Source organism: Corynebacterium sp. (genome assembly GCF_030535495.1).
Classification (GTDB): domain Bacteria; phylum Actinomycetota; class Actinomycetes; order Mycobacteriales; family Mycobacteriaceae; genus Corynebacterium.
The window spans coordinates 1-17,330 of the sequence record NZ_JAUNRW010000004.1 but is presented as its reverse complement, the minus strand read 5'-3'; the positions used below and the strand labels follow the sequence as shown (position 1 = coordinate 17,330).

Genomic DNA, 17,330 nt, shown 5'->3' with positions numbered 1-17,330 from the left:
GCGGTCTGGGTGAGGGAATCGGCGGCCATGTAGGTGTGCGCGATGCCGGTGGGGCAGGCGGTCACCGCGACGATGGTCGCCTTCGCCTTCGCCGGCGGCGTGGTGGTGGCGGGAATATCCCCGATGACCTCGTCGACGGCCGCGGTGACCTCCTCCGGTGTGCGCGCGGTGCGCAGACGTTCGCGGAAGTCTCCGCGCACCAGGGCCCGGGCCAGCTTGGAGAGGATCTTCAGGTGCGCCTTGCCGCCACCCTCTGGTGCGGCGATAAGGAAGACGAGTTCGGCGTCGCCGTCCGGGCCACCGAAATCGACGGGTCGGGCGAGACGGGCGAAGGCCAGGGTGGGGGAGGAGACGGCGGCCGAACGACAGTGGGGGATGGCGACGCGCCCGGGCACCCCGGTGGGGTTCTGGGACTCGCGCTCGAGAGCGGCGTCGGCCAGCCGGGTGGCGTCCTTGGCGCGGCCGGCGGCATGGACGACCTGTGCCAGTGCGGTGATGACGTCGGTGGTGTCGGCACCGAGATCGACGTCGAGGCGAACCAGGTCAGCAGAGATGACGGACATGTGTTTCCTTGAGATTCAGTTGTGTGGGGGAGGGAAGGGTGGTGCCGGGCAGTGCGGTGGCGGCCGTGCCGTAGGCGACGGCACGGGCGAGGCAGCCCGCGGGATCAACGCCCTCGGCGCGTGCCATGAGATAACCGGCCAGGGAGCTGTCACCGGCGCCGACGGTGGACTGCACCTCGACGGGTGGGGGCGTGGCGAACCAGGCGCCGAAGGAGGTCACCAGCACCGCCCCGGCGGAGCCGAGGGTGACCAGAATTTCTTCGATGCCACGGTCGATGACGATCCGGGCCGCGTCGACGACTTCCGAGAGGTCACCGCGGGCGGCCGCGTCCTCCATGGCCTGTCCGTCTCGGCCCACGAGCTGCCCGAGTTCGAGGCCATTCGGTTTGATCAACGTCGGCGCGGCCACCTCCAGCCCCGCACCCAGGGCGCGCATGGCCTTGTCTGAGGTGTCCACGGCAATGTGGATGTCCGGGTATGTCTGTTTCGCGGCGGCGATGAGCGAGGTGTACCAGTCGTCGGGCACGCCGGGCGGTAGGGAACCGGACATCACCAACCAGGAGGCGTTGCCGGCCAGCCGGAGCACCGTGTCCTCGATGACGCGGAGGGTGGCCGGTTCGATGGTGGCACCGTGACCGTTGAACTTCGTGGTCGTGCCGTCCGGTTCGGTGACGGTGGTGTTGATGCGTACTCCCTCGGCGACCGGAATCGAATGGAAGGGGATACCCGCCTGCCGGGCCAGTGCCACGAAGGGGTCGTTGCTGTCTGCCGGGAACAACGCCAGGCTCAACTTCTCGGCCAGGGTGAGCGCGTGGGTGACGTTGACCCCCTTCCCGCCGGCGACCTGTGACATCGCGGCGGGGCGGTGTACGAGACCCCGGCGGAGCCTGTCTGCCAACTGCATCGTGGCGTCGATGCTCGGGTTGAGGGTCAAGGTGAGAATCACTGTGGGCTCCCTGTCCGTCGTGTCCGTTCGGAAAATCTGCAGCCCGCGTCGTCGCTTCCGGGGTCGTGCGTGTGTCCCGTGGGCGTGGATGCGCCCTGAGCTGGATCAATCTTAAGGTTTGAGCAGCCGGAGATAGAACTGTGGGAGCGCAACGGCGACCAAGCGAGGCTGAGACAATGAACTGCGTCACAATCTATGTCTGTTTGTGTCCTAATCATTGCCCGGATATGCCTGAAAGTCAAGGTGGACGTGTCTGTATCGTTGCTAAACCGTGGATTTTATGGTGTTCTGGGAGTCACACGACCTCTGAACTGTGAGATGGGATAAAAAGTCATGGCTGCTGAATCCACGTCCATCAAGGGCACCGGCGTTGTCGCCGGAATCGCCTACGCCCCCGCCATCTGGGTCCATGCCCGGCCTGAACTTCCGGAGTCCGGGGCGACCATCGCCGAGGACGCCCGAGAGGCCGAGTTCGAGCGTTTCACCGTGGCAGCCGACACCGTCGCGAAGCGTCTCGACGCGCGCTCCGAGACCGTGGAGGGGGCCGCCGCCGAGGTGCTCAAGGCAACGGTCGGCATGGTCAATGACCGCGGTTGGCGCAAAGCGGTGAAGAAGAACGTCTCCTCCGGACACCCCGCCGACTACGCCACCGTCGCCGCCACGCAGAAGTTCGTGGACATGTTCGAGGCTGCCGGAGGTCTCATGGCGGAGAGGACCACGGATCTGCGCGACATCCGGGACCGCGTCATCGCCGAACTGCGCGGTGAGGACGAGCCGGGCCTGCCCGAGATCACCTCGGAGAAGGTCCTGTTCGCCGATGACCTCTCGCCCGCCGATACCGCCACCCTCAATCCGGACCTGGTGGTGGCACTGGTCACCGAGCTGGGCGGGCCCACCAGCCACACCGCCATCATCGCGCGCCAGCTCGACGTGCCGTGCATCGTCGCCGCCGGCAAGCCCATCTACGAAATTCCGACCGGCGATCCGGTGCTTATCGACGGCGCCAGCGGCACCATCACCCTCGACGCCGATGAGGAGTCCGCCCGCGCCGCCGTCGCCTCGTCCCGGGAGCGGGCAGCGATCGTCGCCCAGTGGAGGGGCCCCGCCCAGACCAAGGACGGCCACCGCGTGCAGTTGCTGGCGAATGTGGCAGACGGCCAGGCCGCCCGCGTGGCCGCCGATACGCAGGCCGAGGGAATCGGCCTCTACCGCACGGAGATGAGCTTCCTCTCCGCGTCCAAGGAGCCCACCGTGGACGAGCAGGCCGCGGTGTACAAGAAGGTCTTCGACGCGTTCCCGACGTCCAAGGTGGTCATCCGCACCCTGGATGCGGGATCGGACAAGCCCATCGCCTACGCCAACATGAAGGATGAGGAGAACCCGGCACTCGGTGTCCGTGGTCTGCGCATCGCCTGGGGCAATGACGGCATCATGGTGCGCCAGCTCGACGCCATCGCGCAGGCCGCCGAAGGCCGTGGCGAGGAGGCTCCCACCTGGGTCATGGCCCCCATGGTGGCGCGTGAGCGCGAGGCCAAGTGGTTCGCGGAACTGTGCCGCGAGCGCGGCCTGACCCCGGGCGCCATGATCGAGGTTCCGGCCGCCGCCATCATGGCCGACCGCATCATGCCCCACCTGGACTTCGTCTCCATCGGCACCAACGATCTCACCCAGTACACGATGGCGGCTGACCGACTGTCGCCGTCTCTGGCCTACCTCACCGATCCCTGGCAGCCTGCGGTGCTGCGCCTGGTCAAGGAGACCTGCCGGGTCGGCGAACTCACCCAGACCCCGGTCGGCGTCTGTGGCGAGGCTGCCGCGGATCCGAAGCTGGCCTGCGTGCTGGCCGGTCTCGGCGTGACGTCACTGTCCGCGGCCTCGACCGCCGTCGCCGGGGTGGGCGCTCAACTGGCCGATCTCGACCTCGCGCAGTGCCAGGAGGTGGCAGAGGCGGTGCTCAACGCCTCGGGGGCCACCGCTGCGCGGGAGATCGCGGCGAAGATGATCCTCGGCTAGCCAGACACACCGACGCTCCCGTCCCTCCTTAGTAGGTGGGCGGGAGCGTCATCGTGTGGTGGTCAATCCTCGGCGATGATGACATCGACCTCTCGTTCGCGCAGTGCGCTGATGAACGACTCGGGTGCGGAGGGATCGGTGATGACGACATCGATGTCGTCGATGCCGGCGAAGCTGACAAGGTAATCCGTACCCAGCTTGGTGGAGTCACACAACACGACCACCTTGTGGGCGTTGGTGACCATCGCAGATTTGATGGCGGCTTCCTGAGCGTCCGCAGTGGACAGGCCGTGATCGAGGGTGAGGGCGTTGGTACCGATGAACGCGACGTCAGCCCGCATGAGCGCCAGCGTGCGCAGGGCGGTGTCACCCACCACGGCCTGCGTGATGGCGCGGACGGATCCGCCCAGCAGCTGCACCTCGTTGAGGCCGCGGGTGGCCAGATTGAGGGAGATCGGCAGGCTGTTGGTGACAATCGACCACTGGGGGGCGGTCGGTTGTTCGGCGATGAGATCAGCCAACGTGCTGATGGTGGAACCGGAGTCGAGGAAAAGACCCCCGTGCGGATCCGGGAGGTAGCGCAGCGCCGCGCGCGCGATGGCGGACTTGGCGGTAGGCGCCGAGCGGAAGCGGGCGTCGAGTGAGAACTCGGTCGTCTGGAAGGTCTGGCTGGCGACGGCGCCACCGTGGACGCGATGGACGACACCCTCGCGGTCCAGCACGGCAAGATCACGACGAATGGTCTCAGCCGTCACATCGAATCGATTGGCCAATTCCGTGACATTGACCCGCCCCTCGACGGCGGTGAGGGAGGCGATCTGTCGTCTCCGCTCTTCTGCGTACATGGCGTCTCCTCTGGCTCCCTGTCCGTGGGAAACGGACATCCGGGAATGTCCGTTTCTGCCATTGTCGCAAATTTCCGCTGCGAAGGTCTGATGTTTGCCGGTGTCCTGCATGTACGGGGGCGAAACGAAACGCGAACGGGCATAGTTCACGGCCGACCATGAGGCCGTGACATGCCCGTTCGCGTGGGAAGCTGTGGCTCTGCGCGGCGCGCAGTGTCCGATCCAGCGGGGGTGGTGACCGGAGGGTCAGAGCTTGCGGAACACGGACACGATCTTGCCCATGATCTCCGCCTGGTCACCCGGGATGGGGGAGAAGTCCTCGTTGTGGGGCAGTAGCCAGACGCCGGTGGAGTCCTTGTGGAATTCCTTGGCGGTGGCCTCTCCGTCGATAAGCGCTGCGACGAACTCGCCCTGCTCAGCCACCGGCTGAGAACGGACGACGACCCAGTCGCCGTGCAGGATGCCGGCATCGCGCATGGACTCGCCGTCGATCTGCAGCATGAACAACTCCCCGTCCCCGACCAGGTCCGCCGGCAGCGGGTAGTAGTCCTCGACGGTCTGCTCGGCCAACATCGGCGAACCTGCGGCGATCCGACCGAGCACCGGGATGAAGTTCGCCGGGCTCGCATCCTCCGGAGCCGAAGCCGTCTTGGGGGCAGCCTTGCGGCCGGGCTTGCGGGAGGATTCCGTCGAGGGCAGCGTGCGCACGTCAACAGCACGGGGCTTGTTCGGGTCGCGGCGCAGGAAACCCTTCTTCTCCAGCTGCTTGAGCTGATAGGCCACCGACGATGTCGACTGCAGGCCGGCGGCATCACCGATCTCGCGGATGCTCGGCGGGTAACCACGCAGGACAACAGCGTCCCGGATGACCTCGAGGATGCGGCGCTGTCGATCGGAGAGGGAGGACGGATCCGGCTTTCCGGTGGGGATGGGGGTGGAGGGTGTCATGGTCGTGTGCTCCTTGTCGGGGCTGGAGTGTGGGCGTCAGACGCGGTAGGGCGAACCGGGTTCGGATGGCGAGGTCTGACTGTGCCATCGGCCTGATACATGTCTACCACGTCCTGGTACGAATGTTCGACTATTTCTCCGTGTGTGGACAAAGTTTCGAACGACTGCTATAAATCGAACATAGCAGCTAGTTCGAACATCTGAACGGTACGGCTGTTCGAGCGTGTCGGACCCACCCGATATTCTCACCGCAGACATCGAAAGGAAACCGTCATGACTATCTTCATCAACGACTCCCGTGCAGGTGGCAGCGCCCCCCGTATCCAGGCTTCGCGTGTTCCCGCCGCCGCGGTCTGGGAACCTTCCGGTTACCTCGAGGGTAGCGCGGAGCAGCGCGGTGTTCGAACCCTCCAGCCCGCTGATCGAACGCAGCGACGCATATCTGATCCCGTCCTGGCGTCATCCAATGCCACGTGGAGGGAGCGTTCACGGCGTCGCCGTGACACCTGGATGACCTACCTGGTCGGCGCTCTGTTCGGTAGCGCTCTTATCGGTGCAGCCCTGGTGGGGGAAGCCTCCGACCCGGCGTCCGCACCTTACTCCGCGACTCATGTGCCGGTGGTCGAGGCGCGCTAGGGATAGCGGGGGTCGGACCGGACAGGAGTAGGATCGGGGGCGCTTCATCTCCTGCTCCCGGCCTGAGGAAAGGTGTCGTCAGCGCGCCGTGTACTGCCCGTTCTGCCACCACGACCATTCGCGCGTCATCGATTCGCGCATCATCGACTCCGGTGCCTCCATCCGCCGTCGTCGCGAATGCACCGCCTGCGAAGGGCGCTTCACCACCATCGAGAAGGCTGTCCTTCTGGTGATCAAGCGCAACGGGGTGACTGAGCCCTTCAGCCGCGACAAGGTGGTACTCGGAGTGCGCCGCGCCTGCCAGGGTCGGGATGTCTCCGACGACGCCCTCAAGCGCCTGGCACAGGAGGTCGAGGAAACGGTTCGTTCACACGGCAGTTCCCAGGTCAACGCCAACGACATCGGCCTGGCCATCCTGGAGCCGCTGCGAGTCCTCGACGAAGTCGCCTATCTGCGCTTTGCCTCCGTGTACAAGTCCTTTGAATCGGCAGAGGACTTCGAATCAGAGATTCGCCTCATGCGCCGTCGGGCCCGCGAGGACGCCACCGCTCTCGACGGCTGAGTCAGGCGGAGGCGACCGTCAGCGGAGCTTGTCCACCGCCTTCTGGATTCGACGCAGGGATATGGGACGCGCGGTTCCCAGCCGTTGTGCAAACAGACTGACGCGCAGCTCTTCCACCATCCAGCGAATGTCCTTGGCCTCGCGGGTTTTTTCCCTGCCGGCCGGCAGCTTGGCCAAGCGCAGACGCAGGTACGACAGCGCCTCCTCCACCTCGTCCTGGCGGTCGGCGTCCTTGTCCGGGTCCTGGGCCATCTCCTCCAGACGGATGCGCATGGCCTGGAGGTAGCGCGGCAGATGGCGGAGGTGGGCGGCACCGTGGACGGTGACGGCATTGCGGGGAAGCAGGAAGTCCAGCTGTGCCCGCATGTCGTCGATGGCCTCGCCACTCCACCGGCTCAGTTCCTCGGCCACCGACTGGTACTCGATGAGGGCCGGCGCGAGAGAGACCACCGTGCGACGGACGGCACCCGGAACCTCGGGTGCCACCTTCTGGCGTAGCTGATCGAACTCCTCCGGGGAGCGCACCGGCCCGCCGTGGGTGATCATGAGGTCGCGGATGGCAGCCACCCGGGCATCCTCCACCAGGCCGGCGGCACCGCCGTGCGGATAGTTGTCGACGGCGACCCGCTGCTGGAGGGGCAGCCCCTTCGTCATCTGTGCGGCATTGACCGTGATGTCACGCAGCAGCAGGGTGAGCGTGGCGGTCATCATGGAGGCATCGGCGGCCGCCCTGGTGGGGTGGACCCGAATCTCCACCCCGTCCTTGGTGGCCACCAGTGCCGGGTAGGCGGTGACCTCGTGGCCGTCGACGACGGTACTCACTTCCTCGGCTACCGTGCCGAGAGATTCAGCGGTCCAGGTCGGAACAGCCTTGGCCTCCGAGGAGCGCGACACCTTACTCACCGACGAGGTGATGGATCCGGCCTGACGCTTGACCAGGGCGGCGAGGTCCTTGTCGGCGTCGATGACCTTGCCGCGCTTGTCGACAGCACCAAAGGTCATCTTGAGGTGGGCCGGCAGGGCAGCGGGACGGAAGTCGTCCGTTGTAATGTGGCGCCCGCCCATGGCGTGTAGGACCTGCGTGAACTGCTCGACCAAGGATCCCTCATAGGGGATGAGGCGCGGGAGCGCACGGGCCGCCACGTCCGGCGCGGGAACCACAGCCCGCCGCTTGTCCTTCGGCAGGGTGCGGATGAGCTCGGTGAGCAGCTCCTCCCGCAGGCCGGGGACCAGCCAGTCGAAACCCTCGCGGTCCATGCCGGCCAACAGGGGAACCGGCACGAGGATGGTCACTCCGTCCTGGGGATGGCCGGGCTCGAAACGGTACTCCAGGTCATAGACGATGCTGCCCTTGCGCCAGCGGTCGGGGAAGGCCTCCTCGGTGATCGACTCGGCCTCGTCCCCCAGCAGTGACTCCGGATCGAAGTCGAGGAGGTCGGGGTTGTCCTGACGTTGCTTCTTCCACCACGAGTCGAAGTGCCGTCCGGTGGTGATGGAGGCGGGCAGGCGGGAGTCGTAGAAGTCGAAGAGCGCCTCTTCGTCGATGACCAGGCCACGACGTCGGGCCTTGTCCTCGATCTCCGCGGCAGCCTCGAGCTTGTCCACATTGGAGTGGAAGAACGTGTGGTGCGTGGTCCAGTCACCCTCGATAAGCGCGTGCCGGATGAACATGTCCCGCGCGGCCTCTGCATCGACGCGGTGGTAGGGCACGATCCGGTCGGCGACGATCGTCACGCCGTAGAGCGTCGATTTCTGGTGGGCGATGGCTGAGGCGCGCTTGCGGGACCACGTCGGCTCGGAGTGCTGGTGCTTGAGCAGGGGACCGGCGAGCTTTTCCACCCAGGCGGGTTCGATCTTGGCCACATCGCGTGCCCACAGGCGCGAGGTCTCGACGAGTTCGGCGGCCATGAGAAACTCCGGGGGCTTCTTCGCCAGGGAGGATCCGGGGAAGACCATGAAACGGGTGCCGCGCGCGCCCTTGAACTCTCGGCTGTTGCCGTCCCGGGAGCCGATGTGGGAGAGCAATCCGGACAGCAGCGACTGGTGGATCGCGTCCGCGCTGCGCTCGCCGGCGACCTCGTTACGGGTGGACCAGCCGAGCTGGCGGGTGACCTCGCGGAGCTGGCGCACCAGGTCGTACCACTCGCGGATGCGCATGTAGTGGAGGAATTCGGCCTTCATGCGGCGGCGGAAGGCGTTGCCGGAGAGATCATCACGCGACTGGTTGATGTAGTCCCACAGCTTGAGGGAGCTGAGGAAATCGCTGGTGGTGTCCTTGAAGCGGGCGTGCTTCTGATCGGCCTGCGCCTGCTGCTCCAGGGGGCGTTCGCGCACGTCCTGAATGGTCATGGAGGCGACGATGACGATGACGGCGTCGAGCTCACCGAGGCGGTTGGCCTCCACCAGCATGCGGGCCATACGCGGATCGACGGGGAGGCGGGCGATGTCCCGGCCGGTCTGGGTGAGCACGGGCTGGCCGTCGCGTTCCTCGTCGGTGAGCGCCCCGAGTTCGTGGAGGAGGAGCAGGCCGTCGCGGATGGCACGGTTCTCCGGCGCCTGGACGAAAGGGAACTCGGCGATGTCGCCGAGGCGCATGAGAGCCATCTGGAGGATGACGCTGGCCAGGTTGGTCCGCAGGATCTCCGGGTCCGTGAACAAGGGGCGGGATTCGAAGTCCTCCTGCGAGTACAGGCGGATGGCGATGCCGTCGGCGACACGACCACAACGCCCCGAGCGCTGGTTCGCCGAGGCCTGGGAGATCGGCTCGATCGGCAGGCGTTGGACCTTGTTGCGGGTGGAGTAGCGCGAGATACGCGCGGTGCCGGTGTCGACCACGTAGCGGATGCCGGGCACGGTGAGCGAGGTTTCCGCGATGTTGGTCGACAACACGATGCGGCGTCCCGAGTGCGGTTGGAACACCCGGTGCTGTTCCTGGTTGGACAACCGTCCGAACAGCGGGGTGACCTCCACTGACTTCCACCTGCGCCCCTCGATGGCCTCCATGGCGTCGCGGATGTCGCGCTCGCCGGGGAAGAAGCAGAGGATGTCGCCGGGGCCCTCGAGCATGAGTTCCTCACACGCCTCGCACAGCGCGTCGAGGGGGTCCTGGTCGATGACCTTGCCGTCGCGCTCAAACTCCATGGGACGGTAGCGGATCTCCACGGGGAAGGTGCGCCCCGAGACCTCGATGATGGGGGCCGGTTCACCGTCGGGGGAGGCGAAATGGCGGGCGAAGGACTCCGGGTCGATCGTGGCGGAGGTGATGATGACCTTGAGATCCGGTCGCTTCGGCAGCAACCTGCGCAGGTATCCGAGAATGAAATCGATGTTGAGGGAACGCTCGTGGGCCTCGTCGATGATGAGGGTGTCGTAGGCGTTGAGGAAGCGGTCGCGCTGCATCTCGGCGAGGAGGATGCCGTCGGTCATGAGCTTGACGGCGGAGGTGGGGGAGACGCGGTCGTCGAAACGAATGGCGTAACCGACGGTCTCGCCGATGTCCTGGCCGAGCTCCTCGGCGATGCGCTCGGCGACGGTGCGCGCGGCGAGGCGACGCGGCTGGGTGTGCCCGATGAGGCCGCGACGACCGCGGCCCAGGTCGAGGCAGATCTTCGGGATCTGCGTCGTCTTACCGGAGCCGGTCTCACCGGCGATGATGACCACCTGGTTGTTCTCGATCGCCTCGGCGATATCGTCGCGACGCGCCGAGACGGGCAAGGCCTCGGGGTAGGTGATGGAGGGGATGGCGGCGTCGATAAGCGCCTGCTTATCGACGGCCCGCTCCAGGTCCGCCGCAATCGCGGCGAGGGCCTGCGGCGCGCGCGCCTTGTGCAGACGGCGGCGGAAGGAGCGTTCGTCGATAAGCGAGACGTCCTGGAGACGGGCGTAGAGATCTTCACGGGTAGTCATGACTGACGCCTCATCCTACAGTCTGTCCGGCTGTGGCCTATCGTGGTGCGCATGACTAACCCGCACGATCCCGAGAACCAGTCGGACAACCCCTACCCGTCCTACCCCTCGACCCCGCATCCGGAGGACTCACCCGGCTACGGCAGCCAGCCCTACCAGGGCTACCAGGGCTATGCCGGTTATTCCGGGACCCCGGGTGCTGCGGGATCCCAGGGGCAGACCACCGGTGACGGCAAGGTGCGTCCGATGGAGGCCGTCGGCTGGGGATTCCGGCAGACGTTCCGCAACTGGCACGTGTGGATCATCGGCATGCTGCTGCTGATCGTCTCCGCCATCGCCTTCTCGTTTATCACCGGCGCGGTTTTCGGCACCAATGCCGCAGATCCGGCCGCTCAACTGAGCCCGGGCTACCAGGTCTCGCAGGTGGTGATGTGGGTGATCTACGGCGCGCTGTCGGTCTTCATCTATCACGCCACGCTGCGGCAGGTGGACAAGGACAAGATCGGCTGGGGCGACTTCGGCGGCAACGTGAACTTCTGGCCGTCGTTCGGCGTGCTGGTGGTCCTGCAGGTGGCCTCCGGCCTCGTGTTCTCCGCCGTCCTGATCCCGCTGATGATGGGCGGCACCGAGATCGCCGACGCCCAGATGGCCTCCCAGGACGAGGCGCTCGCCGTCCTGGCCCAGCTGTTCGCGGCGCTGGGCATCGTCATGGTGCTGGCGCTGCTGATCTCCCCGCTGACGATGTTCATGGTCTGGTACGCCGTCGACCGGCGCGCCAGTTTCGGCGGTTCCTTCGGCGCCGGCTTCCGGGCCGGAGCCCGCAACTACCTGACGCTGCTGCTGTTCAGCCTGCTCGCGGGCCTGGCCGCGCTGGTGCTCACACTGATCACCTTCGGTCTGGCGATGATCATTGTCGCCCCGGCTCTGACGCTGGCGCAGGCCTACATGTTCCGCCAGGCCGCGCAGGGCCCGTTGCCCGCGCGGCAGCCCGCCTAGGACGTCGAAACGGCCCGCAGGGAGTTGTGGAAGGCCGCGGTGACCATGTCGCCGAGGGCCTGGAACTCCTCGAGGCGGGAGCTGGAGTTGCGGAACACCAGCCCGATCTGGCGGGAGGCGGTGACGTCCTCGCGGAAGGTGGCCATCGCCAGCCCGGGGCGGTGGCACTCGGTCTCCACGGCGGAGACGGGGACCAGGGTGGCGCCGAGCCCGGCGGCGACCAGCTGCATGATCGTCGTCAGCGAGGACGCGCGGGTGACGGAATTGGTGGCCTCGGTGGGGTTGAGGTCGGCCTTGCGGCACAGGTCGACGATCTGGTCGTGGAGGCAGTGGCCGTCGTCGAGAAGCAGCAGGTCGAGGGATTCCAGATCGCTGAGCCCGAGGTCGGTGCGGCCGGCGAGGGCGTGGTCCGCGGGGACGACGACGGCGAAGTCCTCCTCGTAGAGGGCGATCTCGGTGGCGCCGGTGGTCTCGGAGGGCAGGGCCATGATGGCGAGATCGATCTGGCCGTCGCGGAGCATCTGCACGAGGTGGTGGGTCTGGTCCTCGACGATGCGGGGTTCGAGCTCCGGGTACTCCTCGATGGCGGCTGTCAGAAGATCGGGGAGGAGATACGGGGCGATGGTGGGGATGATGCCGATCGTCAGCGGCCCGATGAGGGTGCCGTGGGCGCCGCGGGAGTGGGCGAGGAAGGCGTCGGCGGCGTCGAGGGTGGCCTTGGCGTAGGGGAGGAGCTCCTCGCCGGCGGGGGTGACGATGACGCGGCGGGTGGAGCGTTCGATGAGCTGGATGCCCAGTCCCTGTTCGAGGGCCACCAGCGCCTGGGACAGCGAGGGCTGGGAGATGCTGAGCTTGGCGGCCGCGGTGCCGAAGTGCTTGTTCTCGGCGATGGTGACGAACGTCCGCAGCTGGGAGAGCGTGGGACGGTACTCCTTATTGTTCATGCCTATGACTCTACAGCAAGGGTATCGGCATTGGCTATTGACGGGAGGGGGATTCGGGGGCATAATGGATGGCGGCTTCGGAGAGGCGCAAAAGTAAGACCTTTCCGTGACGGCCGTCACATTCCATTTATGCTGAGGAGACATTCGCATGGCAATCATGACCGTTGGAGAGAAGTTCCCCGAGTTCGAGCTGCTCGCCCTCAAGGGCGGCAACCTGTCTGAGGCCAACGCCCAGCAGCCGGAGGACTACTTCGAGACCGTGTCCCTGAACACCTACCCGGGCAAGTGGAAGGTCGTCTTCTTCTACCCGAAGGACTTCACCTTCGTCTGCCCGACCGAGATCGCCGCCTTCGGCAAGCTGGACGAGGAGTTCCAGGACCGCGACACCCAGATCCTCGGCGGTTCCATCGACAACGAGTTCTCCCACTTCAACTGGCGTGCCACCAACGACGAGCTCAAGGACATCCCGTTCCCGATGTTCTCCGACATCAAGCACGAGCTCATCCGCGCCCTCGGTGTGGAGAACGCCGACGGTGTCGCCGACCGCGCCACCTTCATCATCGATCCGGACGGCATCATCCAGTTCGTCTCCGTCACCCCGGATGCTGTCGGCCGTAACGTCGACGAGGTTCTGCGTGTCCTCGACGCCCTGCAGTCCGAAGAGGTCTGCGCCTGCAACTGGCAGGCCAACGACCCGACCAAGAACATCAACAAGATGGATGTCGTCCAGGAGTCCCTGAAGTAAATGTCGATCGATAACCTGCGTAGCGCACTTCCCGAGTACGCCAAGGACCAGAAGCTCAACCTGGGTTCGCTGACCCGGTCCACCGAGCTTTCCGAGCAGCAGCTGTGGGGCACCCTGCTCGCCTCCGCAGCCGCCACCCGCAATGACACGGTGTTCGCCGAGATCGCCGAGGAGGCCAAGGAGCACCTCTCCGACGAGGCCTTCGAGTCCGCTCTCGGTGCCGCCACCGTCATGGCCATGAACAACGTGGCCTACCGCGCCAAGCACTGGCTCGGCGATGACTTCGCCCAGGTCAAGTTCGGCCTGCGCATGAACATCATCTCCAAGCCGGGTGTGGAGAAGGCCGACTTCGAGCTGTGGTCGCTCGCCGTGTCCACCATCAACGGCTGCGAGCACTGCGCCGTTGCGCACTCCAACACCGTCCGCGAGGAGGGTCTGACCAAGGAGCAGGTCTGGGAGGCCGTCAAGGTCGCCTCTGTCGTCCAGGCAGTGGCCCAGACCGTCCAGGTCGAGGCCGCCCGTTAAGCACGAGCTGCTTATCGACGCCCCCGCGCAGCAACGCCGCCACCTTCGGGTGGCGGCGTTTGCCGTTGCGGCTTAAGTGGCGGGGAAGGTGAGTTCGGCGAGGTCGTTGCCGTCGGCGTCGTCGAGGTCGATCTCCCAGCGGAGGACGCCGTCATCCTCGTCGAGTTCGGCTTCGTCGAGCACCCCGTCCGGGAACTGGTCGAGTGCCTGTGAGATGGCGTCGGCGACGGTGACGGTGGCCGCGCGTGACTTCGCGACGTCGTCCGAGTCGCTGTCCCGCTCATCCTCCCGGATGGTGCCGTCACCGTCGACCTCGAGTTCGACGATGGTGTCACCGACAGCGACGTCGATGTCGTAGGTCACGCGCCCGTCCTCCCGGTCGATGTCGGTGATGACACCCCCCGGGTAGGCGGCCAGCACTGCATCGATGGCGGCGAAGACCGGGTCGCCGGTGGTAGTGGTCTCCGTAGCGGTGGTCTGCTCGGTGGTGGGTGTGGCGGCTGCCGTGGCCGTGGTCGTCTCGGTGACCGTCGTGGTCGTCGTGCCGGAATCGGTGCAGGCACCCAGCGCCAGACCGCCGACGCAGATAAGAGCGAGCGTGCTGCGGGTGTTCATCATGTTCTCCTTATTCTGGTTCCTGAGGCTGACGGTAGGTGGCCCAGATGAAGCCAGCATGAAACGAGCGGGAAGGACTTTTCAGAAATGGTGACGCCCCCGTCACCGGGAAGGCGGTGACCGGGGCGGGCCTGGGGTCGGGCGTCGGCAGACTAGTTCGCTGCGACGTCCACCTCGGCCAGGTCGTTGCGGTCGGCGTCGTCAAGCGAGACCTTCCACTGCAGGGTGTCGTTGTCCTCGTCGAGCTCAACCTCGTCGAGCAGACCCTCCGGGTGCAGCTCGAGCGCCTGGTTGATGGCGTCGGTGACATCCACGGTGGCGTCCTGGGACTTGCGGACCGTCTCGTCGTCGGAGCCGCGCTCGCGCTCGTCGAGGGTGCCGTCGAAGTCGACCTGCAGCTCGATGACGTCCTCACCCTCGACAGCCTCGATGGAGTAGCTGTCGGCGTCGTCCTCGCGGTCGATATCGACGATGACAGCGTCCGGGTAATCAGCCTTGACGGCGTCGATGACGCGGAAGACCGGGTCCTCGCCCTCGACCTGATCAGCGGTATCGGCGGTGGTCACCGTGGTCTCGGTCGGATCCTCGCCCGCCGGGGTGGTGGTGGTCACGGTGCCCGGGTCGTCGGTCGCGGTGTCATCGGCGTCGGTGCAGGCGGTGACGAGCAGGCCGGCAGAGGCTGCGATAGCGATGGTCTTGATCAGTCGGTTGGTCATGATAACTCCTTAAAGTAATGGGGAAACATAAGTGTTCAGTTGTGTTTCCCACTGTACATACTTAACGGAGGGTTAACGCAGGGTGGCGGTAAAGGGTTTCACTTTCGTTATCTTTCAGGAAGAGAGACCGCTACTTCTCCATCGAGAACGTCCACGCTGCGGCGACCCACTCCATGAGCTCCTCGTCGACGTCCTCCGGCGACGCCACGACGACATGGTGCGTCCACCGGCGCGGGTGGGGCTCGGTGGCCACGGCGATGCGAGGGTGATCGAGTTCGTGCTCCAGCCCGAAGGTCACCAGCAGGCATTCTTCCGGCCAGTCTTTCATCCTCCGGTAGGGCAGGGAGGCGACGACGAACAGGTGTCGGTTGTAGAAGCTGATCTGGGTCTTGTGGACCTTAATGCGGGTCTCCGGCCAGCGCTTGAGTACGGCGGCCTCGAAGGTCTCGTAGATCTCCCGCTCCGCGTCGCGGTCCCCGAAATAGTCCCGAACCTCGTTGCGTTCCATGTGTCCAGGCTAGTTCGACTCCGCCGCACGAATGACATGATCTATAGAATCGCCGCATGGACCTCTTCGAGTATCAGGCCCGCGACGTCTTCGAGTCGCATGGGGTGCCAGTCCTGCCGGGTGCCGTCGTGAGCACCCCGGAGGACGCCCGCGACGTGGCTGAGCAGATCGGCGGCCCGGTGGTCGTCAAAGCGCAGGTGAAAACGGGTGGTCGCGGCAAGGCTGGGGGCATCCGCGTCGCCGAGACACCCGCGGAGGCGCTGACAGCCGCCGAAGCCATCCTCGGCCTGGACATCCGCGGCCACCGCGCCGAGAAGGTCATGGTTGTCGAAAGCGTCGACATCGACGAGGAATACTATGCCGCGCTCCTGCTCGACCGTTCCGCCCGCACCGTGGTGGCGATGTTCTCCCGCGAGGGTGGTGTGGACATCGAGCAGCTCGCCGAGGAACGCCCCGAGGCGATCACCCGCGTCGAGGTCGACCCGCTTGGTGATCTCGATGCCGAGTCGCTCGTTGCCTCGCTGCCGGGGGACATTCGCCCGCAGGTTGCCGCCGTCCTCCACCAGCTTCTCGACGTCTACCGCTCCGAGGATGCCACCCTCGTCGAGGTCAACCCCCTGGTCCTCACCGTCGACGGCCGGGTGCTGGCGCTCGACGGCAAGATCACGCTCGACGACAACGCGGCCTTCCGCCACGACAATCGCAGCGAGCTTGCCGACGCCGCCGGCCACCTCGACCCCCTGGAGAAACGCGCCCGCGAGCACGGGCTGAAGTACGTCACCCTCGACGGCTCGGTGGGCATCATCGGCAACGGCGCCGGTTTGGTCATGTCGACACTCGATGTCGTTGCCGGGGCGGGGGAGAAGCACGGCGGGCAGAAGCCGGCGAACTTCCTCGACATCGGTGGCGGTGCCTCTCCGGAGACCATGACCGCCGCCCTGGAGATCGTGTTGTCCGATGAGCAGGTGCGCAGTGTCTTCGTCAACGTCTTCGGCGGCATCACCTCCTGCGATGCCGTCGCGACCGGCATCGTCGAGGCGCTCGGTGAGGTGGAGGATGACTCCCGGCCCATCGTCGTCCGCCTCGACGGCAACAACGTCGACGCCGGGCGTGCGATCCTCGAGGACTTCGACCACCCGTCGGTCACCGTCATCAGCGACATGGATGAGGCAGCAGATCGCGTGACCGAACTAGCGGAAAGGAACTGACATGGCTGTGCTTCTCGACGACGCCTCCCGCATCATCGTCCAGGGCATCACCGGACGGGAAGGTCGCCTGCACACCGAGCGCATGCTCGCCGCCGGTGCCCGTGTGGTCGGCGGCACCAACCCGAAGAAGGCGGGGGAGACCCTGGAGATCAGCGACGCGGAACTCCCCGTCTTCGCCACCGTCGCCCAGGCCCGCGAGGAGGTCGACGCAAATGTGTCCGTCGTCTTTGTCCCCGCACCCTTCGTCAAGGATGCGGTACTGGAGGCCATCGAGGCCAGCATGCCGCTCATCGTCGTCATCACCGAGGGCGTGCCGGTGCAGGATACCGCCGAGATGCTGGCGCGGGCGTCGACAAGCTCGCGGATCGTGGGGCCGAACTGCCCCGGCATCATCACCCCCGGCGCCTCGCTGGCGGGCATCATTCCGGGTTCCATCACCGGTAGCGGGCCCGTCGGGCTCATCTCGAAGTCGGGGACACTGACGTATCAGATGATGAACGAGCTGTCGGACGTCGGCATCTCCACCGCCATCGGCATCGGCGGCGACCCCCTCATCGGTACCGACTTCATCGACGCGCTCGCCTTGTTCGAGGCGGACGCGGACACCGAGGCGATCGTCATGATCGGGGAGATCGGCGGTGACGCCGAGGAACG

16 protein-coding genes are annotated in these 17,330 nt (G+C 66.1%); 7 read left to right on the top strand and 9 right to left on the bottom strand.

What is annotated here, in order from left to right:
* Both Q4F73_RS01070 and Q4F73_RS01065 read right to left on the bottom strand, forming a co-directional pair.
* Nucleotides 1-563 (bottom strand): fructose PTS transporter subunit IIA (locus tag Q4F73_RS01070; protein WP_303357499.1); only part of this gene is annotated, 563 nt, incomplete at its 3' end.
* Nucleotides 544-1,509: a 1-phosphofructokinase family hexose kinase gene (locus tag Q4F73_RS01065; RefSeq protein WP_303357498.1), complete on the bottom strand. Its 966-nt coding sequence runs from the start codon at nt 1,507-1,509 to the stop codon at nt 544-546. The genes Q4F73_RS01065 and Q4F73_RS01070, both read right to left, overlap by 20 nt.
* Nucleotides 1,510-1,842: 333 nt before the next feature.
* On the opposite strand from Q4F73_RS01065, the gene ptsP reads away from it, so the two are divergent.
* A complete protein-coding gene (ptsP, locus tag Q4F73_RS01060; RefSeq protein WP_303357497.1) occupies nt 1,843-3,522 on the top strand; it encodes a phosphoenolpyruvate--protein phosphotransferase in 1,680 nt (559 codons plus the stop codon).
* Nucleotides 3,523-3,584: 62 nt separating this feature from the next.
* Here the strand turns inward: ptsP and Q4F73_RS01055 are convergent, their stop codons facing one another.
* Both Q4F73_RS01055 and lexA read right to left on the bottom strand, forming a co-directional pair.
* A complete protein-coding gene (locus tag Q4F73_RS01055; protein WP_303357496.1) occupies nt 3,585-4,367 on the bottom strand; it encodes a DeoR/GlpR family DNA-binding transcription regulator in 783 nt (260 codons plus the stop codon).
* 246 nt (nt 4,368-4,613) lie between these two features.
* Nucleotides 4,614-5,315, bottom strand: a complete 702-nt coding sequence (gene lexA, locus Q4F73_RS01050) for a transcriptional repressor LexA (protein ID WP_303357495.1) — start codon at nt 5,313-5,315, stop codon at nt 4,614-4,616.
* Nucleotides 5,316-6,039: 724 nt separating this feature from the next.
* Between lexA and nrdR the strand changes: the two genes are divergently transcribed.
* A complete protein-coding gene (gene nrdR, locus Q4F73_RS01045) occupies nt 6,040-6,513 on the top strand; it encodes a transcriptional regulator NrdR (RefSeq protein ID WP_303357494.1) in 474 nt (157 codons plus the stop codon).
* Between the two features lie 18 nt (nt 6,514-6,531).
* Here nrdR and hrpA read toward each other — a convergent pair whose 3' ends face one another.
* Nucleotides 6,532-10,419 carry an ATP-dependent RNA helicase HrpA gene (gene hrpA / locus Q4F73_RS01040; RefSeq protein WP_303357493.1) on the bottom strand — a complete coding sequence of 1,296 codons (3,888 nt, stop codon included), beginning with the start codon at nt 10,417-10,419 and terminating at the stop codon, nt 6,532-6,534.
* Between the two features lie 51 nt (nt 10,420-10,470).
* Here hrpA and Q4F73_RS01035 point away from each other — a divergent pair, with 51 nt between their 5' ends.
* Entirely contained in the window at nt 10,471-11,415 is a 945-nt protein-coding gene (locus Q4F73_RS01035) for a hypothetical protein (protein WP_303357492.1), read from the top strand.
* On the opposite strand, the gene Q4F73_RS01030 is transcribed toward Q4F73_RS01035, so the two are convergent.
* Nucleotides 11,412-12,359, bottom strand: a complete 948-nt coding sequence (locus Q4F73_RS01030; protein WP_303357491.1) for a hydrogen peroxide-inducible genes activator — start codon at nt 12,357-12,359, stop codon at nt 11,412-11,414. The two genes, Q4F73_RS01035 and Q4F73_RS01030, sit on opposite strands and share 4 nt — an antisense overlap.
* A 148-nt stretch (nt 12,360-12,507) precedes the next feature.
* Here Q4F73_RS01030 and Q4F73_RS01025 point away from each other — a divergent pair, with 148 nt between their 5' ends.
* Nucleotides 12,508-13,104 carry a peroxiredoxin gene (locus Q4F73_RS01025; RefSeq protein ID WP_303357490.1) on the top strand — a complete coding sequence of 199 codons (597 nt, stop codon included), beginning with the start codon at nt 12,508-12,510 and terminating at the stop codon, nt 13,102-13,104.
* Nucleotides 13,105-13,629 (top strand): carboxymuconolactone decarboxylase family protein, encoded by a 525-nt coding sequence (locus tag Q4F73_RS01020; protein ID WP_303357489.1) that lies wholly within the window; start codon nt 13,105-13,107, stop codon nt 13,627-13,629.
* A 72-nt stretch (nt 13,630-13,701) separates the two neighbouring features.
* Here the strand turns inward: Q4F73_RS01020 and Q4F73_RS01015 are convergent, their stop codons facing one another.
* From Q4F73_RS01015 to Q4F73_RS01005, 3 genes are all read right to left on the bottom strand, one after another.
* Nucleotides 13,702-14,244 carry a PepSY domain-containing protein gene (locus Q4F73_RS01015; protein ID WP_303357488.1) on the bottom strand — a complete coding sequence of 181 codons (543 nt, stop codon included), beginning with the start codon at nt 14,242-14,244 and terminating at the stop codon, nt 13,702-13,704.
* 152 nt (nt 14,245-14,396) lie between these two features.
* Nucleotides 14,397-14,960, bottom strand: a complete 564-nt coding sequence (locus Q4F73_RS01010) for a hypothetical protein (protein WP_303357487.1) — start codon at nt 14,958-14,960, stop codon at nt 14,397-14,399.
* 130 nt (nt 14,961-15,090) lie between these two features.
* Entirely contained in the window at nt 15,091-15,468 is a 378-nt protein-coding gene (locus tag Q4F73_RS01005; protein WP_303357486.1) for a DUF5655 domain-containing protein, read from the bottom strand.
* A gap of 56 nt (nt 15,469-15,524) precedes the next feature.
* On the opposite strand from Q4F73_RS01005, the gene sucC reads away from it, so the two are divergent.
* Together sucC and Q4F73_RS00995 are read left to right on the top strand one after the other, a co-directional pair.
* Nucleotides 15,525-16,676 carry an ADP-forming succinate--CoA ligase subunit beta gene (gene sucC / locus Q4F73_RS01000; protein ID WP_303357485.1) on the top strand — a complete coding sequence of 384 codons (1,152 nt, stop codon included), beginning with the start codon at nt 15,525-15,527 and terminating at the stop codon, nt 16,674-16,676.
* 1 nt (nt 16,677) lies between these two features.
* A partial coding sequence (locus Q4F73_RS00995) for a CoA-binding protein (RefSeq protein WP_303357484.1) occupies nt 16,678-17,330 on the top strand: 653 nt, incomplete at its 3' end.